Source organism: Micromonospora sp. MP36, assembly GCF_008119785.1.
Classification (GTDB): Bacteria; Actinomycetota; Actinomycetes; order Mycobacteriales; family Micromonosporaceae; genus Micromonospora.
In genome coordinates this window covers 144,398-160,969 of the sequence record NZ_VSFA01000007.1, presented here as the reverse complement: position 1 = coordinate 160,969, position 16,572 = coordinate 144,398, and the positions used below count along the sequence as shown (strand labels likewise).

General features: G+C 74.0%; 15 protein-coding genes. 7 read left to right on the top strand and 8 right to left on the bottom strand.

Annotation, left to right across the window (positions count from 1 at the left end; genetic code table 11):
* Positions 1-1,298 (bottom strand): MFS transporter (locus tag FXF52_RS10095; RefSeq protein ID WP_187413412.1); only part of this gene is annotated, 1,298 nt, incomplete at its 3' end.
* Between the two features lie 227 nt (positions 1,299-1,525).
* Here FXF52_RS10095 and FXF52_RS10090 point away from each other — a divergent pair.
* From FXF52_RS10090 to FXF52_RS10080, 3 genes are all read left to right on the top strand, one after another.
* A complete protein-coding gene (locus tag FXF52_RS10090; RefSeq protein ID WP_148795745.1) occupies positions 1,526-2,506 on the top strand; it encodes a helix-turn-helix transcriptional regulator in 981 nt (326 codons plus the stop codon).
* A 72-nt stretch (positions 2,507-2,578) separates the two neighbouring features.
* The gene (locus FXF52_RS10085) at positions 2,579-2,818 is read left to right on the top strand and encodes a DUF397 domain-containing protein (protein ID WP_148795743.1); all 240 of its coding nucleotides are present in this window, start codon (positions 2,579-2,581) and stop codon (positions 2,816-2,818) included.
* Positions 2,819-3,027: 209 nt separating this feature from the next.
* A complete protein-coding gene (locus FXF52_RS10080) occupies positions 3,028-3,294 on the top strand; it encodes a hypothetical protein (RefSeq protein ID WP_148795741.1) in 267 nt (88 codons plus the stop codon).
* A gap of 309 nt (positions 3,295-3,603) precedes the next feature.
* On the opposite strand, the gene nudC is transcribed toward FXF52_RS10080, so the two are convergent.
* From nudC to FXF52_RS10060, 3 genes are all read right to left on the bottom strand, one after another.
* Positions 3,604-4,548 (bottom strand): NAD(+) diphosphatase, encoded by a 945-nt coding sequence (gene nudC, locus FXF52_RS10070; protein ID WP_148795739.1) that lies wholly within the window; start codon positions 4,546-4,548, stop codon positions 3,604-3,606.
* Positions 4,549-4,618: 70 nt separating this feature from the next.
* Entirely contained in the window at positions 4,619-5,956 is a 1,338-nt protein-coding gene (locus tag FXF52_RS10065) for a pitrilysin family protein (RefSeq protein ID WP_148795737.1), read from the bottom strand.
* Between the two features lie 49 nt (positions 5,957-6,005).
* Positions 6,006-7,316 carry a pitrilysin family protein gene (locus tag FXF52_RS10060; RefSeq protein WP_148795735.1) on the bottom strand — a complete coding sequence of 437 codons (1,311 nt, stop codon included), beginning with the start codon at positions 7,314-7,316 and terminating at the stop codon, positions 6,006-6,008.
* A gap of 229 nt (positions 7,317-7,545) precedes the next feature.
* On the opposite strand from FXF52_RS10060, the gene FXF52_RS10055 reads away from it, so the two are divergent.
* The 4 genes from FXF52_RS10055 to FXF52_RS10040 are packed head-to-tail and all read left to right on the top strand — an operon-like array spanning position 7,546 to position 10,700.
* The gene (locus FXF52_RS10055; RefSeq protein WP_148795733.1) at positions 7,546-8,604 is read left to right on the top strand and encodes an ABC transporter substrate-binding protein; all 1,059 of its coding nucleotides are present in this window, start codon (positions 7,546-7,548) and stop codon (positions 8,602-8,604) included.
* The gene (locus FXF52_RS10050) at positions 8,601-9,380 is read left to right on the top strand and encodes an ABC transporter ATP-binding protein (RefSeq protein ID WP_148795732.1); all 780 of its coding nucleotides are present in this window, start codon (positions 8,601-8,603) and stop codon (positions 9,378-9,380) included. The genes FXF52_RS10055 and FXF52_RS10050 overlap by 4 nt, the downstream gene beginning before the upstream one ends.
* Positions 9,370-10,254 carry an ABC transporter permease gene (locus FXF52_RS10045; protein WP_148795730.1) on the top strand — a complete coding sequence of 295 codons (885 nt, stop codon included), beginning with the start codon at positions 9,370-9,372 and terminating at the stop codon, positions 10,252-10,254. Before FXF52_RS10050 ends, FXF52_RS10045 begins: the two co-directional genes overlap by 11 nt.
* Before the next feature lie 2 nt (positions 10,255-10,256).
* The gene (locus FXF52_RS10040; protein ID WP_148795728.1) at positions 10,257-10,700 is read left to right on the top strand and encodes an Rrf2 family transcriptional regulator; all 444 of its coding nucleotides are present in this window, start codon (positions 10,257-10,259) and stop codon (positions 10,698-10,700) included.
* A gap of 23 nt (positions 10,701-10,723) precedes the next feature.
* On the opposite strand, the gene FXF52_RS10035 is transcribed toward FXF52_RS10040, so the two are convergent.
* The 4 genes from FXF52_RS10035 to FXF52_RS10020 form a co-directional block, all read right to left on the bottom strand.
* Positions 10,724-10,915, bottom strand: a complete 192-nt coding sequence (locus FXF52_RS10035) for a hypothetical protein (RefSeq protein WP_148795725.1) — start codon at positions 10,913-10,915, stop codon at positions 10,724-10,726.
* A gap of 170 nt (positions 10,916-11,085) precedes the next feature.
* Positions 11,086-12,396, bottom strand: a complete 1,311-nt coding sequence (locus tag FXF52_RS10030) for a DEAD/DEAH box helicase (RefSeq protein ID WP_148795724.1) — start codon at positions 12,394-12,396, stop codon at positions 11,086-11,088.
* A 216-nt stretch (positions 12,397-12,612) separates the two neighbouring features.
* Positions 12,613-12,816 carry a cold-shock protein gene (locus FXF52_RS10025; RefSeq protein ID WP_007464836.1) on the bottom strand — a complete coding sequence of 68 codons (204 nt, stop codon included), beginning with the start codon at positions 12,814-12,816 and terminating at the stop codon, positions 12,613-12,615.
* A gap of 205 nt (positions 12,817-13,021) precedes the next feature.
* A complete protein-coding gene (locus FXF52_RS10020) occupies positions 13,022-16,561 on the bottom strand; it encodes an ATP-dependent helicase (protein WP_148795722.1) in 3,540 nt (1,179 codons plus the stop codon).
* Positions 16,562-16,572 lie beyond the last annotated feature (11 nt).

The following is a 16,572-nucleotide window of genomic DNA, read 5'->3' as shown; positions in this document are numbered from 1 at the left end:
TTTTTTGCCGCCGGCGGGGGGGGGGTCGCGAAAACACCTGCATGACCAACGGGGGGGGGGGGGGGGGGGGGGGCCGCGGGGGGGGGGGGGGGGGGGGGGAGGGGGGGGGGGGGCGGGGGGGGGGGGGTCAGGTGGCGGCCCTGCCAGAGGTAGCCGCCGGCGAGCGTGGTGATCATCCCGACCAGGGCGAAGAGCAGGCGGTAGTCGAGGACGCCGACGAGCAGGGCGCCGGCGCCGATGGAGACCGCCTGCGGGCCGCTGACCAGCGCCTCCGAGGTGGCGGCGACCCGGCCGAGCAGCCCCGGCGGGGTACGCCGCTGGACCAGCGTGTTGAGCCCGACCATGGTTAGCGGCAGCGACATCCCGGCCAGCAGCAGCGCCACCACACCCAGCCAGAGCCGCGGGTACGCCAGCGCCAGCGCGGCCGGGCCGAAGAAGGTCACCCCGGCGGCGAGCGTCCCCACCTCGCCGGTCCGGCGCACCACCGTCGCCGAGAAGAGCCCGCCGACCAGCCCGCCGATCCCCTGCACGGTGACGAGCACGCCGACGAACGCGGCGTCCCGGCGCAGCCCCTGGTCCACGTACGCGAAGATCAGCGACTCGGTGAAGCCCATCACCAGCGAGCCCAGCCCGTAGCCGAGCAGGGCCCGGCGCAGCGCCGGTTCACCGGCCAGGTGCCGCAGCCCGGCGCTCAGCTCGGCCGGCCAGCGCAGGCCGGCCCCGGACGGGGTGCTCTCGGTGACCCGGAGCAGGCCGACCACGGCCGCGGCGGTCAGGAAGCCGGCCATGGCGAGGGCGGTCAGCAGCCAGCCGCCGACCGCGGCGTACAGTCCGGCCCCGGCCAGTGGGCCGACCAGCCGGAGGCCCTGCCGGACGGTCTGCAGCACCGCGTTCGCGTCGGCCAGTAGTTCGCTCGGCACGAGCTGCCGGATCAGCCCGCTCAGCACCGCGGTCAACGTGATGTACGACAGGCCGTAGAGCGCCGCCACCACGTAGATGAGCCACACGTCGCCGCGGTCCCGGACCGCGAAGAGCGGGCTGAGCAGCACGGCCGTCCCCAGGTTGGCGGCCACGAAGAAGGGCTGGCGACGGTACCGGTCGACGACCCAGCCGACCAGCGGCGCCAGCGTCATCGGGGCGATGATCGCGAAGATGGTCGCCCCGGCCATGCCGTCCGATCCGGTCAGATCCTTCACCCAGACGGCGAGGGCCAGCAGCAGGATCGACTCGGCCGCCATGCTGGCCAGCAGGGCGGCGAAGAGCAGGCGGAAGTCGGGGCGGCCCAGGACGGTGCGCATCAGGTTCCCTCCGGCGGGGGGTGCGCCCGGAGGCGCGACGGGGCGGGTGCCGGGCCCGGAACGGCCTCGTCCGGACCGGTCGGACCACCTCCACGGTCCTCTTTTTGTCGCAAGACACGCCCTCGCCGGGACCTCCGACACCGGCCGCGCCGTCCATACTGACCGTGGGGGGCGAATTCCATACAGTTACCGTCGCTTCTCGCGGCGGTCGACGGAAAGAGGACACCGTGCCTCCTGCCGCACCAGGCCCGATCCTGCGCCGTCGCAGGCTCGGCACCGAGCTGCGCCGGCTGCGTGAGCAGGCTGGCCTCACCGGCGACCAGGTCATCGAGCGGATCGGCTGGGCGTCCGCGTCCAAGCTGTCCCGCCTGGAGAACGGGCGCAGCCGCCCCGACCCGGACGATGTCGACGTCCTGCTGACCCTCTACGGCGCGACCGACGAGCTGCGCGAGGAACTGCTGGGGATCGCCCAGGAGGCCGGCGACATGCGCGGCTGGCTACGGAACTTCCCGGTGATGACCCAGCAGCAGCGCGGCTTCGCCGAGCTGGAGGCGGGCTGCGCGGAGATCTCCGAGTACAACCCGGTGCTGGTCCCCGGCCTGCTGCAGACCCCCGGGTACGCCCGGCACCGGATCCGCTCGGCGGCCCAGGTGGCGGAGGAGGCCGGCGACCCGGACGTCGAGGACCCGGAGACCCAGGTACGCGCCCGGCAGGCCCGCCAGTCGCTGCTCACCCGCTCCCCCGACGCGCCCCGCTACACGGCCGTGCTGGAGGAGGCCGCGCTCGGCCGCCGGGCCGGTCCACCCGAGGTGCTGCACGAGCAGATCGTCCACCTCTGCGAGCTGGCCATGCTGCCGAACGTGACGCTGCATCTGCTGCTGCGCGACACCCGGGTCGGTGACTGGTACCTGCCGCCGACCGCCTTCTCGGTCTACCGGTTCGCCGATCCGCTCGATCCGGAGACGCTGGCAATCGAAGGCGGGTTCACCGACGTCATGTCGACCGAGGCGAACACCCTAAATCGCTATAAAGTGGTGTTCGAGTGGCTATGCTCGGCGGCGCTCTCCGCATCGGACACCCTCTCCTGGCTCATCGAGGCGACGGGACGGCTGACCGACACGGCGGCCGGGTCCACAGTGGCGCACGGGCCGGCAACGGCGCCGGCCCAGCGCCGCCGCGACTCGGGGCGCCTGGCGACGGACCGGTGATCCACGGGGAGCGCCGTCCGGCCTGCGGCGTCACTCGTCCCCATCGGAGCACTCCAGACCAGGAGCAGAACCATGAACGAGATCCGCAACAACTCGTCCGACCTCGCGCCGCAACTCGCCGGCGCCGCCTGGCGCAAGAGCACCCGGAGCCAGACCTCGAACTGCGTGGAGGTCGCGCCGCTGCGTACCGGGCCGGCGGCGGTGGCACTGCGGGACAGCAAGGACCGGAGCGGTCCGGTGCTGCTGTTCAACCGGGCCGGCTGGCTCGGCTTCATCACCGGCGCGAAGAACGGGCAGTTCTCGCTGAACTGATTAGCTGAGTGACCGGGGCCGTCGGCGTGGCGCCGGCGGCCCCTTCCCCTGCCCATCCCGACAACCGTGCCGACCGGGGTCACCCGATCGGTCGGGGCGCGCGAAGGACGGTCGAGTTCACTTGCTGGGACGACCACGAGGCGTAACATCTCGATTGAGTGACGTGGAAGTTCCATCGCGTATCCGTCCGTCCGTACCGGGGGACAGCCATGCGGTTCCTGATCGTCCGCACCGAGATCCGAGCCGCCGCCGACACCGACATCGCGGCCGTCTGGGCCGACGGTGGCCGGCTGCGGGACGAGACCACCGCGCCGGAGCCGCGCCGCCAGGTCGTCCACGCCGAGGACCGGGACGCCGCCCTGCTGCTGGCCCGGGCGCTGGCGTCCGTCGGAGCAGTACGTGCCGGCCGGCACCGGGTGAAGGTGCTCCCGATCGAGGACCCCGACCCGGGCCCGTGGTACGTCAATCGGACGTGACCTGACGTCCGTCGTGGTCGGACCGGCTCCCCCGCCGCGTTCCTTGCCTCACCCGGCCACGACGGCCCGTGTTCCCGGCCCGTGACCGCCGCGGCAACGACGGCCACGGGCCGGGACCGTGTCCGGCCCCCGCCGGTCGCCGCTCGCCGGTCGCCGGTCGCCGCTCGCCGGTCGCCGGTCGCCGGTCGCCGGTCGCCGGTGCGCAACGCCACTTCGGCGAGGTGGCGGTGTCCCGCTCGCCGCAACCCCGCCATGTCGGCGAAGTGGCGATGACCCACCCGGTCGCTCAGATCCCGTCGGCCCGGCCAGTCAGCAGTGGCCGTCGAGCCAGCGGTGGATCAGGAACAGGGCGATGGAGGACGGTGGCGGAAGGGCCAGCCGGTGGCCGTCGACGTCGACCGCCTCCCCGGCCAGCGCGGCGCCGATCTCCCGCCGGGTGAACCAGCGGGCGTAGGCGATCTCGGCCGGGTCCACCCGGATCTGCTCGTCGGCGTCGGCGCGGGCCAGGAAGCCGAGCATCAGCGAGCCGGGGAACGGCCACGCCTGGCTGCCCGCGTACGCGATCTCCTCGACCCCGACGCCGACCTCCTCGCGGACCTCGCGGAGCACGGCGGCCTCGGCCGATTCCCCGGGCTCCACGTAGCCGGCCAGGCAGGAGAAACGGCGCTCGCCGGGGGTACGCGCCCAGGCGGCGTTGTTGCCGAGCAGGCACCGCCCCTCCGGGCCGGCCACCCCGTCGTGGACCAGCACGATCATGGCCGGGTCGGTACGCGGCCAGACCCGGTCGCCGCCCGGGTCGACCCGGGACCAGCCGGCCTCGTCGACCTGTGTCGGGTGCCCGGTGACCGACGAGTAGCCGTGCCGGACGTGCCAGTTCAGCAGGGCGAGCGCGGTGGTGAAGAGGCCCGCGTCCCGGTCGGCCAGGAGATGCCCCACCTCGCGCAGGTTGGCCCGCCGGGTGCCCGGCAGCTCCGGCAGCGGCGCGTCCACCGCGAAGACCGGTACGCCGTCGGGCTCGACGCCGAGGAACATCGGCACCGACCGGGGCACCTCGGGCAGCTCGGCGGGGCCGACCAGCACCAACTCCGGCGGTGCCGCCGTGCCGCGGACCAGGGCGCGCCCGTCGTCGGCCGAGTCCAGCACCAGCACCCGGGCCCGCTCCCACGCCTCGGCGAGCCAGTCCGGGTCGGTACGCCGGTGCGCCGCCCGATCCAGCGTGGACCGGGCCAGCGGTGGGGCAGGCTCGCCGGTCACGCCTCGCTCCGCTCGCCGGCGGCGCGACCCACCACGGTGCTGAGCCAACTGCTCCGCTCGCTCCGCTCGCTCACGCCGCCTCCGTCCGCACCGGACCGAGCGTGGCCAGCGAATCCGCGATCCGCTCGGCGTCACCGAGCACGACGGTGACCGCCTTCGCCGGGGCGAGGTAGCGGGCCGCCGCCTCGGCCACGTCGTCCACGGTCGCCCTGGCGAGCCGGGACGCGTGCTCGGCGAGGAAGTCCAGGCGCAGCCCGTTGCCGGCGTACGCGCTGGTCAGCGACGCCAGCCCGGTCTGGGTGGACATGCCGAGCTGGAGCGTGCCGAGCGCGTACTGGCGGGCCTGCTCCAGCTCCTCGGGCTTCGGCGGCAGCGCGGCCAGCCGGCCCAGCTCGTACGTGGTCTCCAGCAGGGCGGGGGCGGTCACCTCGGTGGCCACCTCGGCGGCGGCGATCAGCACCGACCCGGCCACCGAGTGCTCGACCAGCGAGTGGGGCCCGTACGTGTAGCCCTTGTCCTCGCGGATGTTCTCCACCCAGCGGGAGGAGAAGTAGCCGCCGAAGAGCAGGTTGGCCAGTTGCAGCGCGGCGTGGTCCGGGTGGGTGCGGGGCACCGCGGGCAGGGCGATCCGCAGCGAGGACTGGACCGAACCGGGCCGGTCGACCAGCAGCAGCGGGCCCGGCTCCAGCGGCGGGGCCGGCGGCAACTCCTCGGCGCGCCCGGCCCCGTTCCACCCGGCGAGCGCCTTCTCGGCGGCGTCCACGGCCCGCTCCGGCTGCACGTCGCCGACCAGCACCAGCACCGCGCCGGCCGGGTGCACACGTTCGGCGTGCAACCGCCGCAGGGCCGGCGGGCGTACCGCGCGCACCTGGTCGGGCTCCGGGGTCTGAACCGCGTACGGGTGCCGGCCGTAGATCCGCTTGAGCAGCGCGGTCCGGGCCAGGTGGGCGGGCTGGCTCTGGGCGACCTGGATCCGGTCGACCAGCCGGTCCCGCTCGGTCTCCACCCAGTCGCCCGGGTAGGTGGCCCCGGTGAGCACGTCGGCGAGGATCTCCAGCATCCGGTCCAGGCCGGTGCCCAGGCTCGCCCCGGAGAGCATCAGCCGGTCAGGGTCGAGCCCGGCGGACAGCGCGCCGCCGACCTTCTGCAACTCGGCGGCGATCTGCGTCGCGCTGAGGGTCGGCGTGCCGGCGAGGATGGTCTGGGCCAGCATCGCGCCCCGGGCCAGGTGGGTACGCCCGGCCGGCATCCAGAGCCGCAGCTCGACCAGCGGGACCGCGTTCCGGCGTACGGCGATCACGGTGAGCCCGTTGGCGAGCGTGCGCTCGGCCTGCTTCGGCACCTTGAGCCTGCGGTTGGGGCCGAGCGGCGGCAGCGGCCGCGTCCCGGTCTCCACGGTTGCCGTCACTGGACCTCCTCCGTTCGCGACTGCGGGGCTCGCAAACCACTCCTCGCGCTCATCGGGCACCTCCGGCGAGGACCTCGATGGACGCGCGGCGCTCCGGCCGCAGGGTGGCGGCGGCGGCGACCACCTGTTCCTCGGTGACCTCGCCGACCAGCCGGGGCAGCTCGTTGAGCAGGCCCGGCTCGCCGCGTTGCTGTTCGAGGACGGCCATCCGCAGCGCCCGGCCGAGCAACGCGTCGGTGTCCCGCAGCAGGTGGGTGGCCATCCGGGCCTGGGTGCGGGCCAACTCGCCGTCGGTCAGCCCGTCGGTGGCGAGCCGGTCCAACTCCTCGTCGATGGTGCGCAGCACCTTGTCCACGTCGCCGCCGGGCGGCAGGTGGGCCTGGAGCAGCAGCGCGGTGGGGTCGCGTACGTCGAACGGGTCGCCCATGAAGCCGAGGTAGCCGCCGAGGCTGGTGACCGTACGGTCCCGCTGGACCAGCCGTTCGACCAGCCGGGACGCGTCCCCGTCGGTGAGCACCTCGGCGAGCACCACGTACGGCAGGTAGCCGGTGAAGTCGGTCAGCGGGTCGGGCACCCGCCAGGCCCCGGCCACCGCGGGCAGCGGGGCCAGCTTGTCGGTGTACGACCGGCGCCGCTCGGCGGTCAGGTCGGGCTCGGCGAAGTCGGGCCGCGCCGGGGCGGGGCGGGCCGGCACGTCCCCGAAGTGCCGCTCGATCAGCTCCGTCGCCTCGGTCACGTCGATGTCGCCGCTGACCGCCAGCACGGCGTTGCCGCTGGCGTAGTAGCGCCGGAAGAAGTCGGCGGCGTCCGCCACGGTCGCCGACTCCAGGTCGTCGAAGGAGCCGTAGCCGTCGTGCGCGTTCGGGAAGGTGTCGAACATCACCGGCGGCAGGGTCAGCCAGGGAAACCCGCCGTACGGCCGGTTGAGCACGTTGACCCGGATCTCCTCCTTGACCACGTCGACCTGGTTGCGCAGGTTCTCCTCGGTCAGCCGGGGGCCGCGCATCCGGTCGGCCTCCAGGAAGAGCGCCCGTTCCAGGGCGTTGCTGGGCAGCGTCTCGAAGTAGTCGGTGTAGTCCAGGTGGGTGGAGCCGTTGAAGGTGCCGCCGGCACCCTGGACATGCCGGAAATGGGCCAGCTTCTCCAGGTTCTCCGAGCCCTGGAACATCAGGTGCTCGAAGAGGTGGGCGAAGCCGGTCCGCCCCTCCGGCTCGGACCGGATGCCGACGTCGTAGACCACCGCCACCCCGATGACCGGGGCGCTGCGGTCGGGGGTGAGCACCACCCGCAGGCCGTTGTCGAGGCTGAACCGCTCGACCGGGTACTTCGTCGCTGGGATCTTCGTTCTCCGCGTCGGCACGAGATCGAATCTAGCCCCTCGGCACCGGACGCACGGGCGGTGTGGCCGCGCACTCCGGACGGACGCGCCGGCAGTCGGCCGTCCGGGGCCACATACTCCACCGAACAGGTGGGAATTGCCGAGAATTCCCAGGTGAGCCGTCCCGGATGCTGGATGGGTCTTGACGCCGCTCCCACCCTGCCCCACTCTTCCTACTAACTAAGTAGGAATACTGTGGATTGGACACACGATGAGACGGCTCCCCTTCCGTCGACTGGTCTCCCTGGCCACCCTCGCCGTGGTCGGCGCGGCGACCCTGGGCAGCACGGCGGCCTGCGGCGACGACACCGGCGACGCGGCCGCCGGCCCGGTGACCCTGCGCCTCGGCTACTTCCCCAACATCACCCACGCGCCCGCCGTGGTCGGCGTGGAGAAGGGGATCTTCAAGGAGAAGCTGGGCAGCGACGTCACGCTGGAGACCAAGACCTTCAACGCCGGCCCGGCGGCCATCGAGGCGGTCTTCTCCGGCGCGCTCGACGCCACGTACATCGGTCCGAACCCGACCGTGAACGCCTTCTCGAAGTCCAAGGGTGAGGCGGTCCGGGTGGTCTCCGGCGCCGCCTCGGGCGGCGTCGCGCTGGTGGTCAAGCCGGACATCACCTCGGTCGAGCAGCTGCGCGGCAAGAAGATCGCCACCCCGCAACTCGGCAACACCCAGGACGTGGCGCTGCGCTACTGGCTCAAGGAGAAGGGCCTCAACACCACCAAGGAGGGCGGCGGCGACGTCACGGTGGTCCCGCAGGAGAACGCGCAGACGGTGGACACCTTCGCCAGCGGCGCGATCGACGGCGCCTGGGTGCCGGAGCCGTACGTCTCCCGGCTGGTCAACGCCGGCGGCAAGGTGCTGGTGGACGAGCGCGACCTCTGGCCGGACCGGAAGTTCGTCATCACCAACCTGCTGGTCAGCACCAAGTTTCTCAAGGCCCACCCGGACGTGGTGAAGAAGCTGGTCGAGGGGCAGGTCGCGGCGAACGAGTTCGTCAACACCAAGCCGGACGAGGCGCAGCAGGCCATCTCCGACCACATCGGCAAGATCACCGGCAAGCCGCTCGACGTCAAGCTGATCAAGCAGGCCTGGCCCACCCTGGAGTTCACCAACGACCCGATCGCGTCCTCGCTGAAGACCGGCCTGGACCACGCCGTCGCCGTCGGGCTGACCCAACCGGTCGACCTGAACGGCCTCTACGACCTGAAGTTCCTCAACGAGGTGCTCAAGGCGCAGGGCAAGCCCGAGGTCACCCAGCCGTGACGTCGACCACGACGACCCCGCGCAGCGCGACCGGCTCGGTCGCGCTGCGCGGCGTGACCAAGGTGTACGGCCAGGGCGAGCACGCCGTACTGGCCCTGGACGGGGTGTCGCTGGACGTCGCCCCCGGTGAGTTCGTCTGCCTGGTCGGCGCGTCCGGGTGCGGCAAGAGCACGCTGCTCAACCTGGTCGCCGGGCTGGACCGGGCCAGCGGCGGCCGGATCGAGCTGGGCGAGGGGGTCAACCCCGGCCTGATGTTCCAGGAGCCGGCCCTGTTCCCCTGGCTCACCGTCGAGGCCAACGTCGAGGTGCCGCTCAAGCTGCGCGGGCTGCCCCGCGCCGAGCGCCGGGCGAAGGTGGCCGACCTGCTGCGTACGGTCCACCTGGCCGAGTTCGGTCGCAAGCGCCCGCACGAGCTCTCCGGCGGCATGCGGCAGCGCGTCGCGCTGGCCCGCACCCTCGCCCTGGACACCCCGGTGCTGTTGATGGACGAGCCGTTCGGCGCGCTCGACGCGATGACCCGGGACATCCTCCACGACGAGCTGGAGCGGATCTGGTCCGAACGCCGGCTGAGCGTGCTCTTCGTGACGCACAACGTCCGCGAGGCGGCGCGGCTCGCCGACCGGATCATCCTGCTCTCCAGCCGGCCCGGCCGGATCATCTGGTCCACCCGGGTCGACGTGCCCCGGCCCCGGCGGATCGACTCCCCGGAGATCGCGACCATCGCCGCCGAGGTCACCGACCGGCTGCGTACGGAGGTGGGCCGCCATGGCCAGTGACACGCTCACCGGATCCACGCGTACCGACGCGGAGATCTCCGGACTGGACGCCCTGGAGACCGCCGGCCGGCAGCGCGGGCCGTCCCGGGTCCGCCGGGCCTGGTCGGCGCTGTGGCCGAAGCTGGCCGCCCTGGCCCTGGCCATCGCCTTCTGGCAGGTCGTGGTCTGGACCGGGTGGAAGGACCCGTGGGCGCTGCCCGGTCCGGCGACGGTGTTCGCGGACCTCGGCCACTACCTGGTCAGCTCGGCGCTCTGGGACGGCCTGGCCACCACCGGCCGCCGGGCGGCCGTGGGCTTCGCCGCCGCGGTCGCCGTCGGGCTGGTGCTCGGCCTGGCCGTGGCCCGGGTGGCGGTGCTGCGGGCCGCGCTCGGCTCGATGATCACGGCGCTGCAGACCATGCCGTCGATCGCCTGGTTCCCGCTGGCCATTCTGCTCTTCCAGCTCAGCGAGCAGGCGATCTTCTTCGTGGTGGTGCTCGGCGCGGCGCCGTCGGTCGCCAACGGCGTCATCCACGGCGTCGACTACGTACCACCGCTGCTGGTGCGGGCCGGCCGCAACCTCGGCGCCCGCGGGCTCCACCTCTACCGGTACGTGATCGCGCCGGCCGCGCTACCCGCCATCGTGGCCGGTCTCAAGCAGGGCTGGGCGTTCGCCTGGCGCAGCCTGATGGCCGGCGAGCTGCTGGTGGTCATCGCCACCCGGACGTCGATCGGCGCACAGCTCACCTACGCCCGGGAACTGAACGAGGCACCCCGGCTGATGGCGATCATGATCGTCATCCTGGTGGTGGGCCTGCTCGTGGACGCCGCCTTCGGCGCGGCGGACAAGGCGATCCGCCGCCGGTGGGGCGTGCTGGACCAGGCCGGCAACTGACGGTGTACGTCTCCGCGCGCGCCGACTACGCGCTCCGTGCCATGCTCGCCGTCGCCGACGCCGCCGGGTCCACCGGCGACGGGGGGTTCGGCGGCGGCGAGCTGGTGAAGGCGGCGATCCTGGCCGAGAGCCAGGACATCCCGCTCAGCTTCCTCCAGGGCATCCTGCTCGACCTGCGTCGGGCCGGGCTGCTGCACAGCCACCGCGGCACCGAGGGCGGCTACACCCTCACCCGGGCCGCCGCGGAGATCAGCGTGGGGGACGTCCTGCGCGCGGTCGGCGACGCGCTGACCAGCGTCCGGGGCATGCCCGCCGACCGGGCCGGCTACCACGGGGTGGCCATCGGGCTGCGGGACGTCTGGCTGGCGGTGGACGGCGCGATCGCCCTGGTGGTGGACCGCACCACCCTGGCCGACCTGCTGGCCGACCGCACCCCGGCGGGCTGACCCCCGGCCGTCCGTCCCGGCGCCTAACCCGCCGTCGACTCGACGGTCCGCCCGGGCGGGCTGTGCAGCTCGACCAGCCCGGCCCGGGCGGGATCGCCGGAGGTCGGATGCCAGGGCCCGAACGCGGCCGCCATGGCGAGCACCAGGCCCAGACCCGCGACCGCGAGGACCAGCAGCAGCTCGCGCGTCGCTTCCGAGTGGGCCCCGCCCGTCATGGTCACCCCTTCCGCGCCCGGCCGGCCCGCCCGACCCGCGCTCCCGGGGGACAGGATGGCGAGCCCGACGGCCGGCCGCAGTCGGCCATCGGACGCACCCGGCGCTGATCCCCGACTCAGCAATGCGATCGGGGATCCCGACGAGCCATCGGCCCGCAGCCGCCGAGCGGTCAGGCGGTCCGGGGACGGCGCGGACGGCGGGAGCGGCTGGAGGTGCGGTGCGCGGAGCGGGCGCCGTCGGCGGCCCCCTCCGCCCTACCGGCCCGGCGGGCGGGCGCCGGCTGCGGGACGGTGATTGTCACCGGCACGCCGGACGGCTCGCGGGCACCGGTCACCCGGGCCAGCACCTCATCGCCGGGCTGGATCTGCCTCGACTGCGGCTTGATGCCAGCCGCGCTCATCAGCCGGGCCACGTCCCGGCGCTGCTCGGGCAGGACCAGGGTGACCACGGTGCCGGACTCCCCCGCCCGGGCGGTACGCCCACCCCGGTGCAGATAGTCCTTCGCCTCCGTCGGCGGGTCCACGTTGACGACCATGTCGAGCCCGTCAACGTGGATGCCACGGGCCGCCACATCGGTCGCGACCAGCGCCGTCACCTGACCGGTACGGAACTGTTCGAGGATCCGGGTGCGCTGCGGCTGCGACTTGCCGCCGTGCAGCGCGGCGGCGCGTACCCCCTTGGCCAGCAACTGGCGGGCGAGCCGGTCGGCGCGGTGCTTGGTGCCCATGAACAGGATGGTGCGACCCTCGCGGGCGGCGATCCGGGCCAGCGCGGCCGGCTTGTCGGCCGCGTCGACGTGCAGCACGTGGTGCGTCATCCCGGTCACCGTGGCGGTGCCCGGGTCGACCGAATGCGACACCGGGTCGGTCAGGAAGCGGCGGACCAGCTTGTCGACGCCGCCGTCCAGGGTGGCGGAGAAGAGCATCCGCTGGCCGCCCGGTGCGACCTGCTCCAGCAGCTTGACGACCTGCGGAAGGAAGCCCATGTCGGCCATCTGGTCGGCCTCGTCCAGCACGGTGATCGCGACCTGGTCGAGCCGGGCGTCGCCCCGGTTGATCAGGTCGTGCAGCCGACCCGGGGTGGCCACGACCACCTCGGCACCGGCGCGCAGCGCGTCCGCCTGACGCTGCAGGGAGAGGCCGCCGACCACCGTGGCGCAGCGCAGCCCGACGGCGCGGGCGTACGGAGCGAGTGCCGTCTCGACCTGCTGGGCAAGCTCACGAGTCGGCACCAGTACCAGGGCGAGCGGACGGCCCGGACGGGCCCGACGACCGGCGGTGCGGGAGAGCAGCGGAAGCCCGAAGGCGAGCGTCTTGCCGGAGCCGGTACGGCCCCGGCCGAGCACGTCGCGGCCGGCGAGCGAGTCCGGCAACGTCGCCGACTGGATCGGGAACGGCTCGGTGATGCCCTGGGCGGCGAGTTCGGCGAGCAGCGCCGGAACCAGCCCGGTACGGGCGAACGACGGAACGACGGTGGTCATGGTCATACGGAATGCCTTCCTCGACGCGGCACGTGTCGAGGAAGGGCGCTGCTGCGCAGCGCGTCACCGGCGTCGCCGGTGGTCACAAGCACGAACCGAAGGGGTACGGGCCGGTCCACCGCGGCATGCCGTCCCGCGGAGGGGCGGCGCGGCGGACCGGGCCCGTCATCGCACCCGGGGGGCGCGATGGGTGTTACTTACTGGTCGATCCGAAGATCAGAGCGGGCGGATGTTCTCCGCCTGCGGGCCCTTCTGGCCCTGGGTCACCTCGAACTCGACCCGCTGGTTCTCGTCCAGGCTCCGGTAGCCGGAGCTCTGGATCGCCGAGAAGTGGGCGAAGACGTCGGCGCCGCCGCCGTCCGGGGTGATGAAGCCGAAGCCCTTGTCAGCGTTGAACCACTTGACGGTGCCAATAGCCATTTGTTTCGTCTCCTTGACGGAACGTTCGAACCCGCACCTGTTGCGGGCCGAAGAGGAGCGTCCCACGCGTCTGATGCGCGGACCGCCTGTCGCTGCTGGTCGCCCCGCCCGGAGAACTCCGGACACAACAAAGTGCGCCTGGGGCCACAATCCGCCAGGCGCACACAGAGTCTCTGGAAACCAAAACTGCAACGCGCCTAACCTATCACGAATTAGGGAACGCCGGGCCGTCCGCCGAAATTTCCGGTACTCCGGCGACCAGCGCGGTCAGCCCGGCGGCGTCGAGCAGGTCGGCGGGACGGACGGTGACCCCGTCCCGGACGTAGTGGAAGGCTGCGCCCACCCGCTCCACCGGCACGCCGGCCAGCTCGGCCCAGGCCAGCCGGTAGACGGCGAGCTGCACCGCGGCCGCGTCGGCCTCCCGGCCGCCGGGCTGCCGGCCGGTCTTCCAGTCGACCACGTCGTACCGGCCGCCGGGGCGGGCGAAGACCGCGTCCATCCGCCCCCGGACCACCACGCCGGCGAGGACGGTGGCGAACGGCACCTCCACCTCCACCGGCACCCGGTCCGCCCACTCGCTGGCCAGGAAACGCTCCTGGAGTTCGGTGAGCGCCTCGTCCGGGGCGGCGTCGTCGTCCGCCGCGCCGGGCAACTCGTCCACGTCGAGCAGTCGATCGGCGCCGAAGCGCTGTTCCAGCCAGGCGTGGAACGCGGTGCCGCGCCGAGCGTACGGGTTGGGCTCGGTGGGCATCGGTCGCCGCAGCGCCCGGGCCAGGGCCTCCGGGTCCCGGCGCAGCGCCACCAGCTGGGTCACCGAGAGATGGCCGGGAAGTTCCACCTCCACCGCCTCGGCCCGGCGGGCCAGCTCGGCCCGCTCGGCGAGAAGCAGGTCCGCCTCGCGCCGCCAGCGGGCCACCTCGGGATCGTCCGCCCGGCCCCCGGGGCCGCCGTCCCTCGGCCCGATCCCGTCCGCCGCCGCGGCCCCGCCGTCCCTGGGCGCGCCCGCCGGCCCGGCGTCCGTCGCGTCGGTGCCGCCGTCCCTGGACGCGCCCGCCCGCCCGGCATCCGTCGCCTCGGCGATCGCCGGCAACGCCGCCTCGCGCCGGGCCGCCTCCGGGTCGGCGAGGTAGCGGCGGACCAGCGCGGCGGCCTCGGCGAGCGCGGGCCGGCGGGCGCCGAGCGGGTCCGCCGGCCACTCGGCCCGCGACACCGTCTCGGTGGTCGGGTTCACCGCGTCCCCGGCCGGCTCCGGCGCCCACTCGTCGACCAGGTGACCGTCCCCACCGGCCAGGCAGGCGTCGTGCACCTCACGCAGGAACACCGCGGGGCCGCGGAACCTCTTCGTGCCCTCCCCCCACCAGTAGCCGGAACAGAGCAGCAGCCGCCGGGGCCGGGTCACCGCCACGTACGCCAGCCGGCGCTCCTCGCGCTCGTCGTGCGCCCGCCAGGCGTCGGTGAAGTCCTCCAGCGCCCGGGCCACCCCGCGCTGGTCCTCCGCCCCGGCCAGGCCCAGCACGGGCAGCCCGTCGGCGTCGCCGCGCAGCGGGAACGGCAGCACGCCCAGCCCGCCCAGCCAGTGGTCGGAGTTGCGGACCGGCCCCGGCCAGACCCCCCGGGTCAGCCCGGCCGCCGCCACCACGTCCCACTCCAGACCCTTGGCGGCGTGCGCGGTGAGGATCTGCACCGCGCCCTCCACCACCTCAACCTCGCCGGGGGTGAGGCCGCGCTCCTCGTCCTCGGCGGCGGCCAGGTAGGCGAGGAACCCGGCGAGGGTCGCGCCGGGCGTCTCGCCGGAGAACCGGGCCGCCACGTCGCCGAGCGCGTCCAGGTGGCCGCGGGCCAGGCCGGCGTCGCCGGTGCCGTCCCGGCCCGCGCGCACCGCCACCTCCACGTCCAGGCCGATGGTCCGCTCGATGTCCGCGATCAGCTCCGGCAGGGACTGGTCCAGGCGGTAGCGCAGCAGCGCCAACTCCATCCCGTACGACCGCAGCCGGGCGTACCCCTCCGCCGAGTACGCCTGCGCCGGCCCCAGGTCGGCGAGCGCCTCGACCAGCGTGGCCTCGTCGAGCGCGTCCACGGTGATCTCGGGCCCGTCGTCGCCGGCCAGGTCCCGGCGGGCCTTGGCGATGGCCTTCGCCCGCCGGTGCAGGGCGACCAGGTCGCGCGGCCCGATCCGCCAGCGCGCACCGGTGAGCAGCCGCAGCAGCGCCGCCCCGTCGGTCGGGTCGGCGAGCACCCGCAGCGTGCAGACCACGTCCCGGACCTCGGGGGTGTCCAGCAGGCCGCCGAGCCCGACCACCTCGACCGGCAGACCCCGGGCGCGCAGCGCCGACTCGATGGCGGGGATCTGGCTGCGCAGGCGGACCAGCACGGCGGTGGTGGGCCGCCGGGGCACCGGGATGTGCTCGGGCAGCGCGTCCGGCATCCCGGCCTCCCCGCGCCAAGCGGCGAGCACACTGTCGCCGATCCACTCGGCCTCGTCGGCGTACGTCTCCAGCAGCGCGCAGTGCACGGTGCCGGCCGCCTGCCCACGGGGGCTACGGTGCGGGATCGGCTCGCGGACGCTGAACGCGGCGTGCAGCTCGGGCACCTGGGCGCCGGCCGCGCGCAGCGGCACCGACAGCGCGTTGGCCACGCCGAGGATCTCCGGCCGGTTACGCCAGCTCGTGGTGAGGCTCAGCACCTGGGCCGGGGTGCCGTCGGCGCGGGCGAACTCGGTGGGGAACCGCTCCAGCGTGCCGGCGCTGGCGCCACGCCAGCCGTAGATGGACTGGCACGGGTCGCCCACTGCGGTCACCGGGTGCCCGCCGCCGAAGAGCGCGTTGAGCAGCACCACCTGGGCGTGGCTGGTGTCCTGGTACTCGTCGAGCAGCACCACCCGGAACCGGTCCCGCTCGATCACCCCGACGCCGGGATGGTCCCGGGCCACCCGGGCGGCGCGGGCGAGTTGGTCGGCGAAGTCCATCGCCTCGAAGTCGTCCTTGCGCCGGGCGTACGCGCGGACCAGCGGCAGCAGCTTCAGCCGGGTCTGCTGGAGCTGCAACGCCTTGCGCACGTCGGCGTAGACCCGACCGGGGCGGGACTGCACCTCGGCGAAGAACCGGCCGGTCCAGGCGGCCAGCGCGTCCGGGTCGACCAGGTGCTCGTCCAGCTCACCGGCGACCGCCAGCACGGCGTCCGTGACGGTGCTGGGCATCCGGTCCACCTCGGACATGTCGCCGTCGTAGTTGCGCACCAGCAGGTCGACGAGCTGCCAGCGGGACGCCTCGGTGAGCAGCCGGGTGGTCGGCTCGTACCCGGCGCGCAGCCCGTGCTCGGTGACGATCCGCCCGGCGTAGGAGTGGTAGGTGGAGACGGTCGGCTCGCCCGCGAGCGGGTCGTCGTGCGGATCGCGACCCTGCCGGCCCAGCCGGCGGATGAGCTGGTCGAGCCGGGTACGCACCCGGTGCGCCAGCTCGCCGGCGGCCTTGCGGGTGAAGGTGAGGCCGAGGATGTGCTCGGGTCGCACGTAGTGGTTGGCGACCAGCCAGACCACCCGGGCGGCCATCGTCTCGGTCTTGCCGGAGCCGGCGCCGGCGACCACGAGCAGCGGCTCGACCGGTGCGGCGATGATCGCCGCCTGCTCCCGGGTGGGCGCCGGCAGCCGCAGCAGCTTCGCCAGCTCGACCGGGGTGTAGCGGGGGCCGGCGTCGGCGGTCCGCGGCGCCGGGGTGGTGGCGGTGCCGAAGAGCGCGGGCTGGGTCACGGCATCGTCCT